Source organism: Acidovorax sp. FJL06, from assembly GCF_003852545.1.
GTDB lineage: Bacteria > Pseudomonadota > Gammaproteobacteria > Burkholderiales > Burkholderiaceae_C > Acidovorax.
The window spans coordinates 1-16,735 of sequence record NZ_QAJR01000044.1 but is presented as its reverse complement, the minus strand read 5'-3'; the positions used below and the strand labels follow the sequence as shown (position 1 = coordinate 16,735).

14 protein-coding genes and 1 tRNA gene are annotated in these 16,735 nt (G+C 67.7%); 6 read left to right on the top strand and 9 right to left on the bottom strand.

Annotated features, from left to right (window positions below):
* Positions 1-62: 62 nt before the first annotated feature.
* On the bottom strand, positions 63-1,922 hold the full coding sequence (locus DBV10_RS20570; RefSeq protein WP_124515425.1) for a M48 family metallopeptidase: 1,860 nt from the start codon (positions 1,920-1,922) through the stop codon (positions 63-65).
* Positions 1,923-2,277: 355 nt separating this feature from the next.
* Here DBV10_RS20570 and DBV10_RS20565 point away from each other — a divergent pair, with 355 nt between their 5' ends.
* Together DBV10_RS20565 and galU are read left to right on the top strand one after the other, a co-directional pair.
* On the top strand, positions 2,278-5,175 hold the full coding sequence (locus DBV10_RS20565) for a valine--tRNA ligase (protein ID WP_124515424.1): 2,898 nt from the start codon (positions 2,278-2,280) through the stop codon (positions 5,173-5,175).
* Positions 5,176-5,272: 97 nt separating this feature from the next.
* Positions 5,273-6,160 carry a UTP--glucose-1-phosphate uridylyltransferase GalU gene (gene galU, locus DBV10_RS20560; RefSeq protein WP_124515423.1) on the top strand — a complete coding sequence of 296 codons (888 nt, stop codon included), beginning with the start codon at positions 5,273-5,275 and terminating at the stop codon, positions 6,158-6,160.
* Positions 6,161-6,303: 143 nt separating this feature from the next.
* Here galU and DBV10_RS20555 read toward each other — a convergent pair whose 3' ends face one another.
* From DBV10_RS20555 to cysM, 3 genes are all read right to left on the bottom strand, one after another.
* On the bottom strand, positions 6,304-6,531 hold the full coding sequence (locus DBV10_RS20555) for a sulfurtransferase TusA family protein (protein ID WP_124515422.1): 228 nt from the start codon (positions 6,529-6,531) through the stop codon (positions 6,304-6,306).
* A gap of 14 nt (positions 6,532-6,545) precedes the next feature.
* Positions 6,546-7,112 (bottom strand): NUDIX domain-containing protein, encoded by a 567-nt coding sequence (locus DBV10_RS20550; RefSeq protein ID WP_124515421.1) that lies wholly within the window; start codon positions 7,110-7,112, stop codon positions 6,546-6,548.
* Between the two features lie 91 nt (positions 7,113-7,203).
* On the bottom strand, positions 7,204-8,106 hold the full coding sequence (gene cysM / locus DBV10_RS20545; protein ID WP_124515420.1) for a cysteine synthase CysM: 903 nt from the start codon (positions 8,104-8,106) through the stop codon (positions 7,204-7,206).
* A gap of 39 nt (positions 8,107-8,145) precedes the next feature.
* On the opposite strand from cysM, the gene DBV10_RS20540 reads away from it, so the two are divergent.
* Positions 8,146-8,230 (top strand) — tRNA-Leu (locus DBV10_RS20540).
* Positions 8,231-8,316: 86 nt separating this feature from the next.
* Here DBV10_RS20540 and DBV10_RS20535 read toward each other — a convergent pair.
* From DBV10_RS20535 to DBV10_RS20520, 4 genes are all read right to left on the bottom strand, one after another.
* Positions 8,317-8,496, bottom strand: coding sequence for a hypothetical protein (locus DBV10_RS20535; RefSeq protein ID WP_124515419.1), 180 nt, complete (start codon positions 8,494-8,496; stop codon positions 8,317-8,319).
* A gap of 100 nt (positions 8,497-8,596) precedes the next feature.
* Positions 8,597-9,463, bottom strand: a complete 867-nt coding sequence (locus tag DBV10_RS20530) for a DUF6279 family lipoprotein (protein WP_124515418.1) — start codon at positions 9,461-9,463, stop codon at positions 8,597-8,599.
* A gap of 177 nt (positions 9,464-9,640) precedes the next feature.
* Positions 9,641-9,856 (bottom strand): hypothetical protein, encoded by a 216-nt coding sequence (locus DBV10_RS20525; protein WP_124515417.1) that lies wholly within the window; start codon positions 9,854-9,856, stop codon positions 9,641-9,643.
* An 83-nt stretch (positions 9,857-9,939) separates the two neighbouring features.
* Positions 9,940-10,884 (bottom strand): LysR family transcriptional regulator, encoded by a 945-nt coding sequence (locus tag DBV10_RS20520; RefSeq protein WP_124515416.1) that lies wholly within the window; start codon positions 10,882-10,884, stop codon positions 9,940-9,942.
* A gap of 183 nt (positions 10,885-11,067) precedes the next feature.
* Here DBV10_RS20520 and DBV10_RS20515 point away from each other — a divergent pair, with 183 nt between their 5' ends.
* On the top strand, positions 11,068-12,264 hold the full coding sequence (locus DBV10_RS20515) for an acyl-CoA dehydrogenase (protein ID WP_124515415.1): 1,197 nt from the start codon (positions 11,068-11,070) through the stop codon (positions 12,262-12,264).
* Positions 12,265-12,340: 76 nt separating this feature from the next.
* The gene (locus tag DBV10_RS20510; protein ID WP_124515414.1) at positions 12,341-13,609 is read left to right on the top strand and encodes a CaiB/BaiF CoA-transferase family protein; all 1,269 of its coding nucleotides are present in this window, start codon (positions 12,341-12,343) and stop codon (positions 13,607-13,609) included.
* Between the two features lie 76 nt (positions 13,610-13,685).
* Here DBV10_RS20510 and DBV10_RS20505 read toward each other — a convergent pair whose 3' ends face one another.
* The gene (locus DBV10_RS20505; protein WP_124515413.1) at positions 13,686-15,353 is read right to left on the bottom strand and encodes an ankyrin repeat domain-containing protein; all 1,668 of its coding nucleotides are present in this window, start codon (positions 15,351-15,353) and stop codon (positions 13,686-13,688) included.
* A 380-nt stretch (positions 15,354-15,733) separates the two neighbouring features.
* Here DBV10_RS20505 and DBV10_RS20500 point away from each other — a divergent pair.
* Positions 15,734-16,735: HAMP domain-containing protein (locus DBV10_RS20500; RefSeq protein WP_124515412.1), on the top strand; the 1,002-nt coding region annotated here is incomplete at its 3' end.

The following is a 16,735-nucleotide window of genomic DNA, read 5'->3' as shown; positions in this document are numbered from 1 at the left end:
AAGGCCCTAGGCGCCCGTCCCTTGTGCCCAACCAGCTATTTAAACAATAGCAAATCAGAAGATCAAGCCGCAGCCTGCTGCTGGGCCCGCATGATCTGGTGGCGCTGCCAGTAGTGGCTCACCGCCGCGTTGAACGGGTCTTTTTCCTTGGTGAGGCCGGACAGCTTGATCTTGCTGGTCTTGGCGCCCAGGCCCAGCGCGTTCTTCTCGGGGTGCGTCACGACCAGCGCATTGCCAAAGCTGCTTTCCTTGAATTCCAGCGCCTTCACCGCGTCCCAGAACACCGTGGTTTCATCGGCCGAGGTGCGGATGCCCTCGATGCTCACCTCCACCGTCTCGCCGCCCTTCAGGGCAAACACCAAGGGTGGGAAATACTGCAACACCAAGGCCCGCTCCTCGTCGTTGGCAGGCTCGTAGCGGTAGGCCAGGCTGCGTTCGTGGTCCTGCGCAAACTGCTGCTCGTAGGCGCTCCACAGCCGCTGCTCGATGCCGTCGGCCGTCAGGATCTGCTGCACCCAGGTGGCAGCGGGCGCGCGCACAGCGATGGCGCCATAGTCGCGCTCCTTCAGCGCCATGCCCACGTTGCGCAGGCGCTCGGGCATGGCGGGGTGCGAATCAAAGGGGTGGGGCACGTTGGCCGTCTTCATGGCCTGCAGGAATTCATCCGATGCGGCATAGGGCGCCAGCCCCTGCGCCACAAAGCCGGCAATGTCCAGCGTGTGGGTGCCGTGCCGCTCGTTGCGGCCGAACAGCTCGTCCTCGGTCCGGGAACGGTATTGGGCATAGGCCGCGATCTTCACCAGCGACTGCGCAATGGCCGCCGGCGAGATGAGCTTGGCGGCAATGCGGTCGGCCTTGAACTCGCGCTCGCGGCTGTCGCGCGCCAGGGCGATCTCGAAGATGGTGCGGTACAGGTCCAGCAACGGCGACACCACGGCCGACAACCCGCCCGTGCGGACGGCGTGGCGGTAGTGGTCAAACTGCACAAGCCTGGGGCCCAGCTGGGCGCTGCGCCGCGTGTCGCCCCCGCGCAGGTGCGCCAGCTCATGGCCAAACACCGCATCGGCCTCGGCCTGGTCCAGGATGCGCAGCAAGGGCAGGCTGACGAACAGCGTGCGGCCCGTGAGGGTCTGGTGGCCCACGGTGAGTGGTGCCTCGGTCACGAAGAAATTGGCATCGATGCCCGCCACGATGTGCTGGGGCGGCTCGGTCTTGAGGCGCTGGGCCATGTGGCGAATGCGCCGCCAGAGCAGGGGCGCATCGGCCTCGGACACCAGCTCGCCCACCGCCTGGCTGCGGGACTGCACGCGCTTGAAGATGCCGGCCACCGCCACCAGCACGCCGGCCGCCACGGCAAACCCCACGAACAGCACCAGCTTGGGCGAATATTTGTGGAAGAAAAACGCCGTGACCCAGAACGACAGCCACACGGCCATGGCCCCCTGCACCACCAGCGACGCCGCGCTGGCCCAGGTGGTCAGGCGCCAGCCGGCCACAAAGCTGGTGTACTGCAACGCCCGGTCGGCAAACGCCAGCGCCCCCAGCCCCAGCACGGCCACCAGCAGGGCCGCGCTGGCCACCAGGGTCCACAGCGACACCTTGCGCGCCAGGTCGAACTGCCAGACATCGGAGAACGGCTCGCACAGGGCGGCGCGGTATTCCTGGGCCTCGGGGTCGGTGCTGCCGCAGATGGTGGACGGCGGGTTGCGGCGGTAATAGTCCTTGCGCGCCTGCTTCTCGGCCGGCTGCAGGCCCTTCTCGGCATCGATGCGCTGGCTGATGCCCGCGACAAAACGGGCGTCCTGGTCGCTCTGCGCATGGCGGGTGAACACACAGGTCACCGCAGGCACCAGGAAAAGCGCAAGCAGCGCATAAACAAAGACCTTGGCCAGGCCCACGCGCCAGACGGATTGAAATGTCATGGAGTTCGGATGGAGTTATGGCCCGGCCGCAGCACCGGGGCGCCCCCCGCCTGCCAAGGCACAAGCCGTTGTTATCGATGCTGATCCGGCAAGCCCCCACGGAGCCCGGTCCGCGTTGCCGCGCCCTCCTCGCTCCATGGAGGCGGGATTATCGGCATGCCAGGCCGCAGCCCCCGGGGCACAAGGTAACAATTGGCGAGAAACACCCGACAGACGGTCGCGCCCAAGCTGCAGAGCCCCGGCCACACCGACCTGCGCGCGGGGGTGGCGCTCCCTTAAAATGGCCGGTTCACCCCCTTGTCCGCCGGAACGCCCCCAGGGCCACCCCGTCACGAAGCCTCCCATCGCCACACCCATGAGCACGCCCCTGCAACAACCCGGCCTCGAAAGCCTGTCCAAGTCCTTTGAACCCGCTGCGCTGGAAGCCCACTGGGGCCCCGAATGGGAAAAGCGTGGGTACGGCACCGCAGGCCACCGGGGCACAGGCCAGCCCCAGGCGGGCGAGCCCGCGTTCTCCATCCAGCTGCCGCCCCCCAATGTGACGGGCACGCTGCACATGGGCCATGCGTTCAACCAGACAATCATGGACAGCCTCACGCGCTACCACCGCATGCGCGGCTTCAACACGGTGTGGGTGCCGGGCACCGACCACGCGGGCATCGCCACGCAGATCGTGGTGGAGCGCCAGCTGCAGGAGCAAGGCATCAGCCGCTACGACATGGGCCCCACCCCGCCCGAGGCGCGCAAGAACTTCGTCTCCAAGGTGTGGGAGTGGAAGGAAAAGTCCGGCAACACCATCACCACGCAGATGCGCCGCATGGGTGACAGCGTGGACTGGAGCCGTGAATACTTCACCATGGACGACAAGCTCTCCAAGGTGGTCACCGACACCTTCGTGAAGCTGTATGAGCAGGGCCTGATCTACCGCGGCAAGCGCCTGGTGAACTGGGACCCGAAGCTGCAATCCGCCGTGTCCGACCTGGAAGTCGAGAACGAGGAAAAGGACGGCTCGCTCTGGCACATCGCCTACCCCCTGGCCGACGGCTCGGGCAGCCTCACGGTGGCCACCACCCGCCCCGAAACCATGCTGGGCGACGTGGCGCTGATGGTGCACCCTGAGGATGCGCGCTACAGCCACCTCATCGGCAAGATGGTGAACCTGCCGCTGTGCGACCGCCAAATCCCGGTGATCGCCGACGAGTACGTGGACAAGGAGTTCGGCACGGGCGTGGTCAAGGTCACCCCCGCGCACGACCAGAACGACTACGCCGTGGGCCAGCGCCACAAGCTGCCCATGATCGTGGTGCTGACGCTGCAGGCCACCGTCAACGAGAACGCACCCGCCAAGTACCAGGGCATGGACCGCTTCGTGGCCCGCAAGGCCGTGGTGGCCGACCTCGAAGCCATCGGCGCGCTGGTCGAGGTGAAGAAGCACAAGCTCATGGTGCCGATCTGCACCCGCACCGGCCAGGTCATTGAGCCCATGCTGACCGACCAGTGGTTTGTGGCCATGAGCAAAGTGTCCGAGCAGGACCCCACGGGCAAGAGCATCGCGCAAAAGGCCATCGACGCCGTGGCCACCGGCGAGGTGACCTTCGTGCCCGAGAACTGGGTGAACACCTACAACCAGTGGATGAACAACATCCAGGACTGGTGCATCAGCCGCCAGCTGTGGTGGGGCCACCAGATCCCGGCCTGGTACGACGAAGACGGCAACGTGATCGTGGCCCGCGACGAAGCCGAAGCCCAGGCCAAGGCGCCCGGCAAAAAGCTGCGCCGCGATGAAGACGTGCTGGATACCTGGTATTCGTCCGCCCTCGTGCCCTTCAGCACCATGGGCTGGCCCGAACAAGGCACCGCCGACACCGACGACTTCAACCTCTACCTGCCCAGCACCGTGCTGGTCACGGGCTACGACATCATCTTCTTCTGGGTCGCCCGGATGATCATGATGACCACGCACTTCACGGGCCGCGTGCCGTTCAAGCACGTGTACATCCACGGCCTGGTGCGCGACGCGCAGGGCAAGAAGATGAGCAAGTCCGAAGGCAACGTGCTCGACCCGGTGGACCTGATCGACGGCATTGCGCTCGACCCGCTGCTGGACAAGCGCACCACCGGCCTGCGCAAGCCCGAGACCGCGCCCAACGTGCGCAAGAACACGCAAAAAGAATTCCCCGAGGGCATTCCGGCCTACGGCGCCGATGCGCTGCGCTTTACCTTCGCGGCGCTCGCATCGCTGGGCCGCAGCATCAACTTCGACAGCAAGCGCTGCGAGGGCTATCGCAACTTCTGCAACAAGCTCTGGAACGCCAGCCGCTTCGTGCTGATGAACTGCGAGGGCCAGGACTGCGGCCTGAAGGAGCACACCAAGGAAGAGTGCCAGCCCGGCGGCCCCGCCCACGGCTACATGGCGTTCAGCCAGGCCGACCGCTGGATCACGTCGTTGCTGCAAAAGACCGAGGCCGAAGTCGCCAAGGGCTTTGCCGAGTACCGGCTGGACAACGTGGCCAACACGATCTACGACTTTGTCTGGAACGAGTACTGCGACTGGTACCTGGAGATCGCCAAGGTGCAGATCCAGAACGGCACGGAGGCCGAGCAGCGCGCCACGCGCCGCACGCTGATCCGCGTGCTGGAAGCCATCCTGCGCCTGGCCCACCCCATCATCCCGTTCATCACCGAAGCGCTGTGGCAAACGGTGGCGCCCGTGGCTGGCTTGCCGGGCGAGTCCGTCAGCATTGCCCGCTACCCAGAGGCCCAGCTGGAGAAGATCGACGAAGCCGCCATCGCCCACATGGGCCGTGTGAAGGGCCTGGTGGACGCCTGCCGCGCCCTGCGTGGCGAGATGAATGTGTCGCCCTCCACCCGCCTGCCGCTGTACGTGGTGGGTGACACGGACTTCATGCGCGGCGTGGCCCCCGTGCTGCAGGCGCTGGCCAAGCTCAGCGAAGTCAAGGTGTTCGACGACGAGACCGCCTGGGCGGCAGCTGCGCAAGCCGCCCCCGTGGCTGTGGTGGGCGAGGCCCGCATGTGCCTGTACATGGAGATCGACGTGGCCGCCGAAAAGGCGCGCCTGTCCAAGGAAGTCACCCGCATCGAAGGCGAAGTGGCCAAGGCCCACAACAAGCTCTCCAATGAAGCCTTTGTGGCCAAGGCCCCCCCCGCCGTGATCGACCAGGAGAAAAAGCGCATCGCCGACTTTGGCGCCACGCTGGCCCGCCTGCGCGACCAATTGGTGCGCCTGGGCTGACGCCTGCCCCTTCCATCATCCCCCACGCACGCACCGCAGGGCCCGGCGTGCCGGCCCCTGCTGCCCGACCCGCACTGCATTCAAACCAAGGAGACCCATGACTGTTGCTACCACCGTTCGCAAGGCCGTTTTCCCCGTTGCTGGCCTGGGCACCCGCTTTTTGCCCGCCACCAAGGCATCGCCCAAGGAGATGCTGCCCGTGGTGGACAAGCCCCTGATCCAGTACGCCGTCGAAGAGGCCTATGCCGCCGGCATCCGCCACATGATCTTTGTGACAGGCCGCAGCAAGCGCGCCATCGAAGACCATTTCGACACCGCCTACGAACTCGAAGCCGAGCTGGAAGCCGCGGGCAAGAAAGAGCTGCTGGACCTGGTGCGCTCCATCCAGCCCAGCGACATGGACTGCGCCTTTGTGCGCCAGCCCCGCTCGCTGGGCCTGGGCCACGCCGTGCTGTGCGCCGAGCCGCTGGTGGGCAAGGAGCCCTTCGCCGTGCTGCTGGCCGATGACCTGATGGTCGGCCCGCCCGGTGGCCAGCCCGTGCTGGCCCAGATGGCCGCCGCGTTCCGCCAGCAAGGCCGCTCGGTGATCGCCGTGCAGGAAGTGCCGCAGGACCAGGTGCACAAATACGGCATCGTGGCGGGCGAGCCCGCCGGCGGCCCGCTGATCCGCATCGAGCGCATCGTCGAGAAGCCCAAGGCCGACGTGGCCCCCTCGCGCATGGGCGTGGCCGGCCGCTACATCCTCACGCCCGGCGTGTTCGACGAGATCCGCAACCAGCCGCGCGGCGTGGGCGGCGAGATCCAGCTCACCGACGGCATCGCCCGCCTGATGGGCCACGAGGCCGTGTACGCCTTCCAATACCAGGGCAAGCGCTACGACTGCGGCAGCAAGGAAGGCTTTCTGGAAGCGACCGTGGAGCTGGCCTTGCAACACCCCCAGGTGGGCACACACTTCCGCGAGTACCTGAAGACGCTGGCGCTGTAAGCGCCCCCGCACGCCATCGCCCCGGCTTTCGCCAGCCAGCGGGCGTGACGCAAAAAACAAACCCTCCGGCAGCCCATGCTGCGGGAGGGTTTGTTTTTTTGGAACGGCTGCGGCCAGGCCCCAAAGGCCACGGCGCGCCAGCCTCAGCGCCGGCGCAGGATGTGGATGAATTCCTCGCCCACCGTCTGCTGCTCCACCAGCTCGTTGCCCGTTTGCTTGGCGAACGCCTGGAAGTCGCGCAGCGAACCGCCGTCGGTGGCCAGCACCTTGAGCAGCTGGCCGCTGGCCATGTCGGCCAGGGCCTTCTTGGCCTTGAGGATGGGCAGGGGGCAGTTCAGGCCCCGGGTGTCGATTTCTTTGTGGATGTCCATGGTGTGTGTCTTTTCTAGTCCTTGGGCGGCAGGTTCAGGCCTCGGCGGCGTTCCTCATTTTCCTCCGCCGTGAAGAACACGGGTTCGTGCCCCCGCGTGCGCAGCCAGTCGGCCAGCGCGTAGCCCGTGCCCGCAGGCCAGCATTTGAGTTCGTGCAGATCGTACAGCCGGTAATCCACCAGCTCGGGCGACAGCCGCACCTCGCCCTCGGCCACCACGTGGTAGGCAATGATGACCTGGTTCATGCGCAGGAACTCGTACGCCCCCACCAGCGTGGTGGACTGCACATCGAGGTTGGTCTCCTCCTTCACCTCGCGCGCAATGCCCTCCTGGGGCGACTCGCCCGCTTCCATGAAACCGGTGATCAGCGCAAACATCTTGACCGGCCAGGCCGCATTGCGCGCCAGCAGCACCTTGCCGCCCACCTCCACGATGGCGGCGAGCACCGGCGTGGGGTTGTTCCAGTGCGTCCAGCCACAGGCGGGGCAGCGCAGGCGCTCCTTGTCGCCCCCATCTTCGGCCAGCGTGATGGGCTGCAGCGCGGTGCCGCAGTGGGTGCAATAGCGGGTGTCGTAGTTCATAAGCTACTATTTTTATAGCTGCCAGCGCCTATCCATTCAGCGCCAGCGGCCAGTTTCATTCAAGGCCCTGTCTGCGCGGCACAGCGCCGCATCAGGCCGGAAAAACGCCTGTCGACAGATACCGGTCGCCCCGGTCGCACACGACGAACACGACGGTGGCATGGCTCTCGCGCGCGGCAATCTGCTGCGCCACCCAGCAGGCGCCTGCGGCCGAGATGCCCGCAAAGATGCCCTCTTCGCGCGCCAGGCGGCGGCACATGTCTTCGGCGTTGTCCTGGCTCACGTACACCAGTTCGTCCACGGTGCTGGCGTCATAGATCTTGGGCAGGTACTCTTGCGGCCACTTGCGGATGCCGGGGATGCGCGAGCCTTCTTCGGGCTGCGCGCCGATGATCTGGATGCCGGGGTTCTTCTCCTTGAGGAACCGCGACACGCCCGTGATGGTGCCCGTGGTGCCCATCGCGCTCACGAAGTGCGTGATGCGCCCGCCGGTCTGCTCCCAGATCTCGGGGCCGGTGGTCTCGTAGTGAATGCGCGGGTTGTCGGGGTTGGCGAACTGGTCCAGCACCTTGCCCTCGCCGCGCTTTTGCATGGCCTCGGCCAGGTCGCGCGCGTGCTCCATGCCGCCGCTCTTGGGCGTGAGCACCAGCTCCGCGCCAAACGCCTTCATGGTCTGCGCGCGTTCGATGGAAAGATCCTCGGGCATCACCAGCACCATGCGGTAGCCCTTGATCGCCGCCGCCATCGCCAGCGCAATGCCGGTGTTGCCCGACGTGGCCTCGATCAGCGTGTCGCCGGGGCGGATGTCGCCCCGCTCTTCGGCACGGCGGATCATCGACAGCGCAGGCCGGTCTTTCACCGACCCGGCAGGGTTGTTGCCCTCCAGCTTGCCCAGCACCACATTGCCCCGCGCCGCGTTGTCCTGGGCCCCAATGCGCTGCAGCGCCACCAGCGGCGTGTGGCCTACCGCGTCTTCAATCGTCGGATATTTCATATTCCCTACTGTGCCATAATTCAGGGCTTCACATATTCCGCCCGGGTGGTGAAATTGGTAGACGCAGGGGACTCAAAATCCCCCGCCGCAAGGCGTGCCGGTTCGATTCCGGCCCCGGGCACCACAGACAAGGCCGCATGGTTCCACAACCGTGCGGCCTTTTTGTTTTTCGCGCACGGGCTGCGTGCGCGCGATCAGCCCTCAGAGCCCCTACGACCTGCGGCGCTGCGCCACCCGAAGCTCTTCCAGCACCTCTTCCACCGCACGCCGGTACTCCGGCGTGAGCCCTTCGCTCTTGAGCTCCCGCTCGTGAAAGGACGTGCGGTGCGGGTCCTTCAGAAGGTCCCGGATCACGATGCCTTTGAGCTTGAGATAGACAGCTTCGTTCATGGGGTCTCCCTGCAAGTGGCGGGAGCCCCGATGATCCACCCAAACGGGGCCCGCACGCCATGGGGGGGTGCCGCCTTGGGGTGCGTGCCGCAGGCAGGGCCTACCGGGCGGCCAGCGCCAGGAAGTCCTGCTCATAGGCCCCGACGGAAGCCACGGCCTGCAGGCGCTGTGCGGGCGACATGGTGCCGTGCAGCAGCGCAAAACCCGCGCAACCCTCCGACACCAGGGCCTGTGCATAGCTCCGGTAGGCCGGGTCGGGGGACTCCGTCCACCGGGCCAGATAGGCCTGCACCAGGGCCCTGGCCTGTGCAATGTTCTGGCGGTCCCGGGCTATGGCCTCCAGCGCCTGCACCAGGTCTTTCTGGCGCCGCAGGCGTTCCGCGTAGCTGCGCTGCGGATCAAAGGACGACTGGGCCACAAAGGCACGCAACGCGGTCTTCTGCGGGGCCTCCAGGCGGCCGTAGAAGCCTTCCGCGCGCGACAGGAGTTGCTGGTAGCGCTGCTCACGCAGCCTGTCGGGCGTGGGGTCCAGCCATTCCTTCTTCCAATCGGCATTGCTGTCGGCCTGCCGGCGCTCCAGGTGGCGGATCTGGGCATCGGAGAGCTGCACGGCCAGGCCTGCGAATTGGGGTTCAGCACGGCTCAACAGGCGGTCGAACTGGGCACGGGCATCGTCGTAAATGCCGCAGGCCTGCTCGGGCGTGACGGCCAACGGCAGTTGCCGCTGCACCTTCTGCAGCAGTTCGGCGTGGCGGGGCAGCAGGGTGTCGCGGTGCCAGCGGTGCAGGTCGCCCAGGTCACCGCGCACGCGCTCGATCTGGGCGTCCGACAGGTCCAGGTAACGGTTGAGTTGCCAGTAGGCCAGGTGAGGCGCCTGGTGGTAGGCCAGCTTGACCGCACTGCAGCCAGACAGGGCCAGACCACACAGCACCAGCGTGGCGGCCCACAGGGTTTGGCGAAAGGTCATCAGCACGGCATGCACCAGGATGTTGGATGGAGCCCCACAGCAACGCAGGGCAGTGGCACAACCGCGCGCCGGGCCCCACCAACGCCAGCCCCATGTCCGCACACAGCCCCCCGGACGCAGGCCGGGGGCGCCCACCGCAAGCCGCCGCCACGGGCCCGACAGGGCTCAGACAGTCCCTCAGTTGTTCTGCCGGCGAATCAGCTGCCGGCCGCTGGCGGTGATGGCCAGTTCCCCCCCCGACCCTTTGGTGATGAAACCCCACTCCAACAGGCGCCCGGAAACATGGTCCTTGAGCGCATGGGGCAGTGTGATGACTTCACCCATTTCAAGTTGCTTGAGGGTTGCGATCTCATCCACAGTGGGATCGAAATGCGGAGCGTGGTAAGTGGTCATGGTGGTCGCTCTCGAACAAAGTTGGTGAAAGACAGACTTCCGCGCAACCAGATTAGTTCAGCGCCGTGGCAGATGCAAGCGCATCATCCCGCAGGCGGCGGCACCCCTGCCTCTGCCATGCGCTGCAGCCAGCGCGCAAACGTGGCCAGCACCGGGGGCTGGGCCTGCGCCGGGCTGATGAGGTAGTAGGCGCGCTCGCCGCGCAGGGGCCGGGCGCAGGCCACCACCAGCTCGCCGCTGGCCAGCTCGGCCTCGATGAGCAGGGGTGGAATCAGCGCCACGCCCATGCCGTGCGTGGCGGCCACGGCCAGCATGGAGAACAGCTCGTAGCGCGGGCCGTCGAGCGCATGCGGCGCATCCACGCCCATGGCATCGAACCACTGGCGCCAGCCATAGGGGCGCGTGCTTTGCTGCAGCAGCGGCAGCTCGGCCAGCGCTTCGGCCGCCACGGGCTGGTGGGCACGCCCCCGGCCCCGGGGCGCGGCGGATTCGAGCAGGCGCGGGCTGCACACGGGCACCACGTCTTCGTGCATCAGCAACTGCGCCTGCACGCCGGGCCAATGGGCGACCTGGTCGGGGGTGCCGGCGTACAGGGCGGCATCGAAGGTGGTGTCGGCAAACAAAAAGGGGCGCGTCTGCGTGTCGATGTGGACCACGATGTCGGGGTGCTCCTGTGCCAGCTGCGGCAGGCGCGGGATGAGCCAGCGCGTGGCAAAGGTGGGCACGGCCGCCAGCGTGAGGGTGCCACCTTCGCCCTGGTGGGCCATCACATCGAGCGTGTCGCGCTCCAGCCCCTGCAGCCAGCGCGCCACCTGGCGGCCGTAGTGCGCGCCGGCGGGCGTGAGCACCACACCGTGGCGCGTGCGGCGGAACAGCTGCACGCCCAGAAACTCTTCCAGCGCCTGGATCTGGCGCGACACGGCGCTTTGGGTAAGCGACAGCTCCTGCGCGGCGCGGGTGTAGCTCTCGTGGCGGGCGGCGACTTCGAAGCACGCCAGGGCCTGGGTCGATGGGATGTTGCGGCGCATGATGAAGAGGAACTTGAAGTGGGCCACTCACACTTTGGTGTATCTGGCAGCAAGTATTCCATACATTCCAAAATCGCATGTCTGGATGAAAAGAACTCGCTTGCCGCCTGCGGGGCCGGGGCCTACGATGCGCTCCAGATCACTTTCTTTCCCCACCCTTTCTTTCGACCTGGAGACACACACATGGCCCACGCCGCTTTTCAATGGGATGACCCTTTCCTCCTGAGCCAGCAACTGACCGACGACGAACGCGCCATCCGCGATGCCGCCGCCGCCTATTGCCAGGACAAGCTCGCGCCCCGCGTGCTGGATGCCTTCCGCCACGAAAAGATGGACGTGAGCATCTTCCGCGAGATGGGCGAAGTGGGCCTCTTGGGCCCCACCATCCCCGAGCAGTACGGCGGCCCCGGCCTGAGCTACGTGGCCTACGGCCTGATCGCCCGCGAGGTGGAGCGTGTGGATTCGGGCTACCGCTCCATGGCCAGCGTGCAAAGCTCGCTGGTGATGGTGCCCATCCATGAGTTCGGCACCGAAGCGCAAAAGCAGAAGTACCTGCCCAAGCTGGCCACCGGCGAGTGGATCGGCTGCTTCGGCCTGACCGAGCCCGACCACGGCTCCGACCCCGGCAGCATGGCCACGCGCGCCTACAAGGTCGATGGCGGCTACAAGCTCAAGGGCAGCAAGATGTGGATCACCAACAGCCCCGTGGCTGATGTGTTCGTGGTCTGGGCCAAGGAAGTGTCCGAAGGCGGCACCGTGGGCCCTATTCGCGGCTTTGTGTTGGAAAAGGGCATGAAGGGCCTGACGGCCCCCGCCATCCACGGCAAGGTGGGCCTGCGCGCCTCCATCACCGGCGAGATCGTGATGGACGACGTGTTTGTGCCCGAAGAAAACGCCTTCCCTGAAGTGCAGGGCCTCAAGGGCCCCTTCACCTGCCTGAACAGCGCGCGCTACGGCATCGCCTGGGGCGCTTTGGGCGCGGCGGAGTTCTGCTGGCACACCGCGCGCCAGTACACGCTGGACCGCAAGCAGTTTGGCCGCCCCCTGGCCGCCAACCAGCTCATCCAGAAGAAGCTGGCCGACATGCAGACCGAGATCGCCATTGGCCTGCAGGCCTGCCTGCAGTTCGGCCGCATGAAGGACGCTGGCAAGGCCAGCGTGGAAGGCACCTCCATCATCAAGCGCAACAGCTGCGGCAAGGCCCTGGACATCGCCCGCCTGGCGCGCGACATGATGGGCGGCAACGGCATCAGCGACGAGTTCGGCGTGGCGCGCCACCTGGTGAACCTGGAGGTGGTGAACACGTATGAAGGCACGCACGATGTGCATGCGCTGATCCTGGGCCGGGCGCAAACCGGGATTGCAGCCTTTTCCAACTGAGCCAGCGATACTCCTGAAACGATAGCTGCTAGCGCTTGATAGATAAGCGCCAGCAGCCTTTTTTATTCAAAATTCCATGACCACTTCCAACGCAGGCGCCCTGGCGGGCATCAAGGTGCTCGACCTCTCCCGCGTGCTTGCAGGCCCCTGGTGCACCCAGGTGCTGGCCGACCTGGGCGCAGACGTGGTCAAGGTGGAGCGCCCCGGCGTGGGCGACGACACGCGCCAGTGGGGCCCGCCCTTTTTGAAGGACGCCGAGGGCAACGACACCAACCAGGCCAGCTACTACACCGCCTGCAACCGCAACAAGCGCTCGGTCACCATCGACATGGCCTCGCCCGACGGCCAGGCGCTGATCCGCCAGATGGCGCAAGAGGCGGACATCGTGGTGGAGAACTTCAAGGTCGGCGGCCTCCAGCAGTACGGCCTGGACCACGAGAGCCTGCGCGCGCTGAACCCGCGCCTCATCTACTGCTCCGTCACCGGCTTTGGACAGGACGGCCCCTATGCCGAACGCGCGGGCTACGACCTCATGGTGCAGGCCATGACGGGCCTCATGAGCATCACCGGCCAAGCCGACACCGAACCCGGCGGCGGCCCCATGCGCGTGGGCGTGGCCGTGATCGACCTGTTCACCGGCCTGTATGCGAGCAACGCCATCCTGGCCGCGCTGCACGTGCGCGACAACGCCGCCACGGGCACCGGCCAGGGCCAGCACATCGACATGGCGCTGCTGGACGTGGGCATGGCGGTGCTGGCCAACCAGGCCTCGGGCTTCCTGGCCACCGGCAAGGCGCCGGGCCGCATGGGCAACAGCCACCCCAGCCTCGCGCCCTACCAGGACTTCCCCACCGCCGACGGCAACATGCTGCTGGCCATCGGCAACGACGGGCAGTTCCAGCGTTTCTGCGCGGCCGCCGCGCAGCCCCAGTGGGCCGGCGACCCGCGTTTTGCCACCAACACGCTGCGCGTGCAGCACCGCGCCGAGCTGATCCCGGCCATGGAGGCCGTGACCCGCACGCGCACCACGGCCGACTGGATCACGCTGTTGGAAGACAAGGCCGTGCCCTGCGGCCCCATCAACACCATTGCCCAGGCGTTCGACGACGCGCAGGTGAAGGCACGGGGCCTGGCCGTGACGCTGCCACGCTGGAAGGACGGCGAGGCCGGCCCCGATGGCGTGCGGCAGATCACCGGCGTGGCCAGCCCGCTGCGCCTGTCGGCCACGCCGCCGGTGCTGCGCAACGCGCCGCCCGCGCTGGGCCAGCACACCGATGAAGTGCTTGCAGAGATGGGGCTGGACGCGGTGCGCATTGCAGCGCTGCGGGCCCAGGGCGTGGTGTAGCAGGGCGCGCTTCCACCTACGTCACAGCGCCACACGCCCCGCACCGACAGGATGCGGGGCGTTGGTCTTTCTGGGGTTACTGCGCGGACTGTATCGGCAGGGCAGCCGCCCCCAGCACGCACTCCGTCACCTCATCCGAAAACCTCATCAGCCGCCCATCCAGCAGCACGGCCTCCGACCCCTTCGGATCGGGCGCCGCCCCCGGCAACCCATGGTCCAGCAGCGCCAGCGCGCAGCCCACCCAATCCCCGCCCTCCTCCGGCGTGTTGATGGACCCCCACGACAACGCGCCGCAGGCGTTGTCCTCAAAACCATGCGTGGCCTGCCAGCGTGCGCCGTGCTCCAGCAAGAAGCGGGTGAGCGCCGCATCGCCCCGGAAGATGGCCAGGTGCAGCGCCGAGCCGTCCCAGTCGCCGCCCTTGGCCTCGATGGGCCAGCCCAGCCGCACCATCAGGCGCACGGCCGCGCCGCAGTCCCGCTGGGCGGCCAGCTCGGGCAACAGCCGCTGCTGGGGCGGCGACAGCGCCGCCACCAGCCCCGGCTGCGCCGCCAGCAGCGCACGGGCCCGGGCCTCGTCGGCCTGCGCGCAGGCGGCCACGAACTGCTCGGTGTCGGGCACATCGCCCGCCCCCACCGCCGCGCGCAGGAAGGCCGCCACCTCGGGCAGCCCATAACGCAGCGCCTGGATGTGCGCCGCGGTGCCGTCGGCGGCACGGGCTGCCGGGTCGGCGCCCGCAGCCACCAGTGCCTGCACATGGGCCAGCGAGCGCCGCCGGCGGATGGCCCAGAGCAGCGGCGCGGCACCGCCCGGCGCCGCGCCGCCGGCGGGCTGCTCGTTGGCGTCTGCGCCATGCGCCAGCAGCAGCTGCAGCGCGGGCAGGTCGTCCATGTCGAGCACGCGGTACAGCGCGTTCGTGCCCGGCACCCGCGCGCCGGCCGCGAGCAGCAGCCGCGTGCACTCCAGGCTCTCCAGCGCGTGGTACAGCGATTCGCCGTCGTTGGGGTCAGCACCCGCGGCCAGCAGCAGGCGTGCCATGCCGGCGTGCCGGTTCTGCCCGGCCGCGCCATACAGCGCGGACAACCCTTCGGATTCGTCCGGCGCCTGCAGCGAGGCCGGCGGCCAGCGGTTGCCCACCCGCTGGTTCGCATCCGCGCCCGCCTCCAGCAGCAGGGCCATGCTGGCCCGCAGCGGCTCGGCAAAGGCCGGCAGCCGCGCCAGGCTGGAATGCGCCACGGCCATCAGCGGCGGCAGCCGCAGCGGCCCGCCGGGGCGGTGCACCCAACCGGGGTCCTGCGCCACCACCTGGCGCAGGCGCGCCGCGTCGCCCACCGCGCAGGCGAGCCAGGGGTCGCCCCCCTGCGGCACGGCCCCGTCGGCCCACAGGCGCTCGGCCAGCCGGGGCTGCGCACTGTGGTTGCCGCCCGCGATGTCGCCCGCATACACCAAGCGCAGCCACTGCACGGTGGCGCGCCCGGGGTCGTCCACCAGCGCGCGGCGCGCCAGCACAAAACCCTGGAAGTCGGGCCACGCGGCAAAACCATGCTCGCGCGCCAGGCACGACTGCGCGTCGTGCAGCCGAAGGCCCAGGGCCGCGATGGCGGCATCGCTGCGGCCCGCCGCTGCAGGCAGCGCGGCGCGAAAACGGGCCAGCGCCCCGCGCTCGCCGCTGCGGTAGCCGGCCAGCAGATCCTTGGCTTGTTTCTTGAGATGGCCCAGGTCGGGCCGGGGGGGAAGACGTTTCACGAGAACCTCCGTGCAAATAGCGACGGCCCGCCAATCCGCTGCACAAAGAGGGGGAATCAGCTCGACAAAGAACGCCTTCACCTTGCATGAAGACGGCCTGAGAGTAGGCAAGTGGGTTCAACCCTTCCCGCGGGCCCGGGCGCGGCTTGCACCGCAAGGCGGCATTCTAGGGCGCGCACCACCCGCCCCCGCGCGCAAGCCCCCAGCGGCGGCATCGCACGAAATCCGTGTACAAAAACTTACATCTGTCGCCATAATGGCTGCGGGAGTCTCCCTCGCCACCGCCCACCGCATGGCGTGCCCGCAGAGACTTTGCTGCTTTCATTTCCGCGCCACGGTGTTTGCCACGGCGCCGTTCCGTGGAACCTCAGGAGTCCGCCATGAAGCTCAGTCTCAAGCTCCCCCTGGCCTTTACCGTGGCGCTGTTGTTGCTGTTTGCAGCGGCGCTGTTCGGCATCGGCCGGCTGAACCAGGCCCTCGACACCTACCAGGTCCCTGTGGCCCAGAGCTTTGCGCATGAGCGGCTCGCGTCCGCCATGCTCCACGACTTCAAGGTGCAGGTGCAGGAGTGGAAGAACGTGCTGCTGCGCGGCAAGGACCCGGCCCAGCTCACGCGCTACTGGGCCGCGTTTGAAAAGCAGGAAAAGATCGTCCGGGACGAAGCACAAAAGCTGGTGGCAGACCTGCCCCCCGGCGAGGGCCGCGAGCGCGTGGCCCAGTTTGCCCAGGCCCACGAGCGCATGGGTGCGGCCTACCGCAAGGGGTTTGAAGCCTTCAAGGCCGCCGACCACGACCCGCAAGCGGGCGACAAGGCCGTGGCCGGCATGGACCGCGAGCCCTCGCAGCTGCTGGATCAGGCGGGCGATCTGATCGCCAAGGCCAGCAGTGCCATGGCCGAGAGCGCAGCCACCACGGCGCAGCGCGCCACCACCATCAGCCTGGTGGTGATGCTGGTGGTGTGCGCCCTGGGCATTGCAGGCGCCGTTGCGTTCAGCCGCACGGTGGTCAACCCGCTGGACAACGCCGTGCGCGTGTCGCAGGCCGTGGCCAGCGGCGACCTTACCGTGGCCGCGCATGTGCAGGGCAAGGACGAGATCGCCCAGCTGCTCAATGCCCTGCACGAGATGCAGCAAAGCCTGTCGCGCGTGGTGGCCGGCGTGCGCAACAACGCCGACAGCGTGGCCATGGCCAGCACCGAGATCGCGCAGGGCAACAACGACCTGAGCGCGCGCACCGAGCAGCAGGCCAGCGCGCTGGAGGAAACCTCGGCGTCGATGGAGGAACTCAGCTCCACCGTGCAGGCCAATGCCGAGAACGCCCGCCAGGCCAACCAGTTGGCCGTGAGTGCCAGCACCGTGGCCGTGCAGGGCGGCGACGTGGTG

Bases quoted from the DNA above. Each gene is read 5' to 3' on its own strand.
- DBV10_RS20570 (WP_124515425.1), bottom strand. From the start codon at position 1,922: ATGACATTTCAATCCGTCTGGCGCGTGGGCCTGGCCAAGGTCTTTGTT.
- DBV10_RS20565 (WP_124515424.1), top strand. From the start codon at position 2,278: ATGAGCACGCCCCTGCAACAACCCGGCCTCGAAAGCCTGTCCAAGTCC.
- galU (WP_124515423.1), top strand. From the start codon at position 5,273: ATGACTGTTGCTACCACCGTTCGCAAGGCCGTTTTCCCCGTTGCTGGC.
- DBV10_RS20555 (WP_124515422.1), bottom strand. From the start codon at position 6,531: ATGGACATCCACAAAGAAATCGACACCCGGGGCCTGAACTGCCCCCTG.
- DBV10_RS20550 (WP_124515421.1), bottom strand. From the start codon at position 7,112: ATGAACTACGACACCCGCTATTGCACCCACTGCGGCACCGCGCTGCAG.
- cysM (WP_124515420.1), bottom strand. From the start codon at position 8,106: ATGAAATATCCGACGATTGAAGACGCGGTAGGCCACACGCCGCTGGTG.
- DBV10_RS20535 (WP_124515419.1), bottom strand. From the start codon at position 8,496: ATGAACGAAGCTGTCTATCTCAAGCTCAAAGGCATCGTGATCCGGGAC.
- DBV10_RS20530 (WP_124515418.1), bottom strand. From the start codon at position 9,463: ATGACCTTTCGCCAAACCCTGTGGGCCGCCACGCTGGTGCTGTGTGGT.
- DBV10_RS20525 (WP_124515417.1), bottom strand. From the start codon at position 9,856: ATGACCACTTACCACGCTCCGCATTTCGATCCCACTGTGGATGAGATC.
- DBV10_RS20520 (WP_124515416.1), bottom strand. From the start codon at position 10,884: ATGCGCCGCAACATCCCATCGACCCAGGCCCTGGCGTGCTTCGAAGTC.
- DBV10_RS20515 (WP_124515415.1), top strand. From the start codon at position 11,068: ATGGCCCACGCCGCTTTTCAATGGGATGACCCTTTCCTCCTGAGCCAG.
- DBV10_RS20510 (WP_124515414.1), top strand. From the start codon at position 12,341: ATGACCACTTCCAACGCAGGCGCCCTGGCGGGCATCAAGGTGCTCGAC.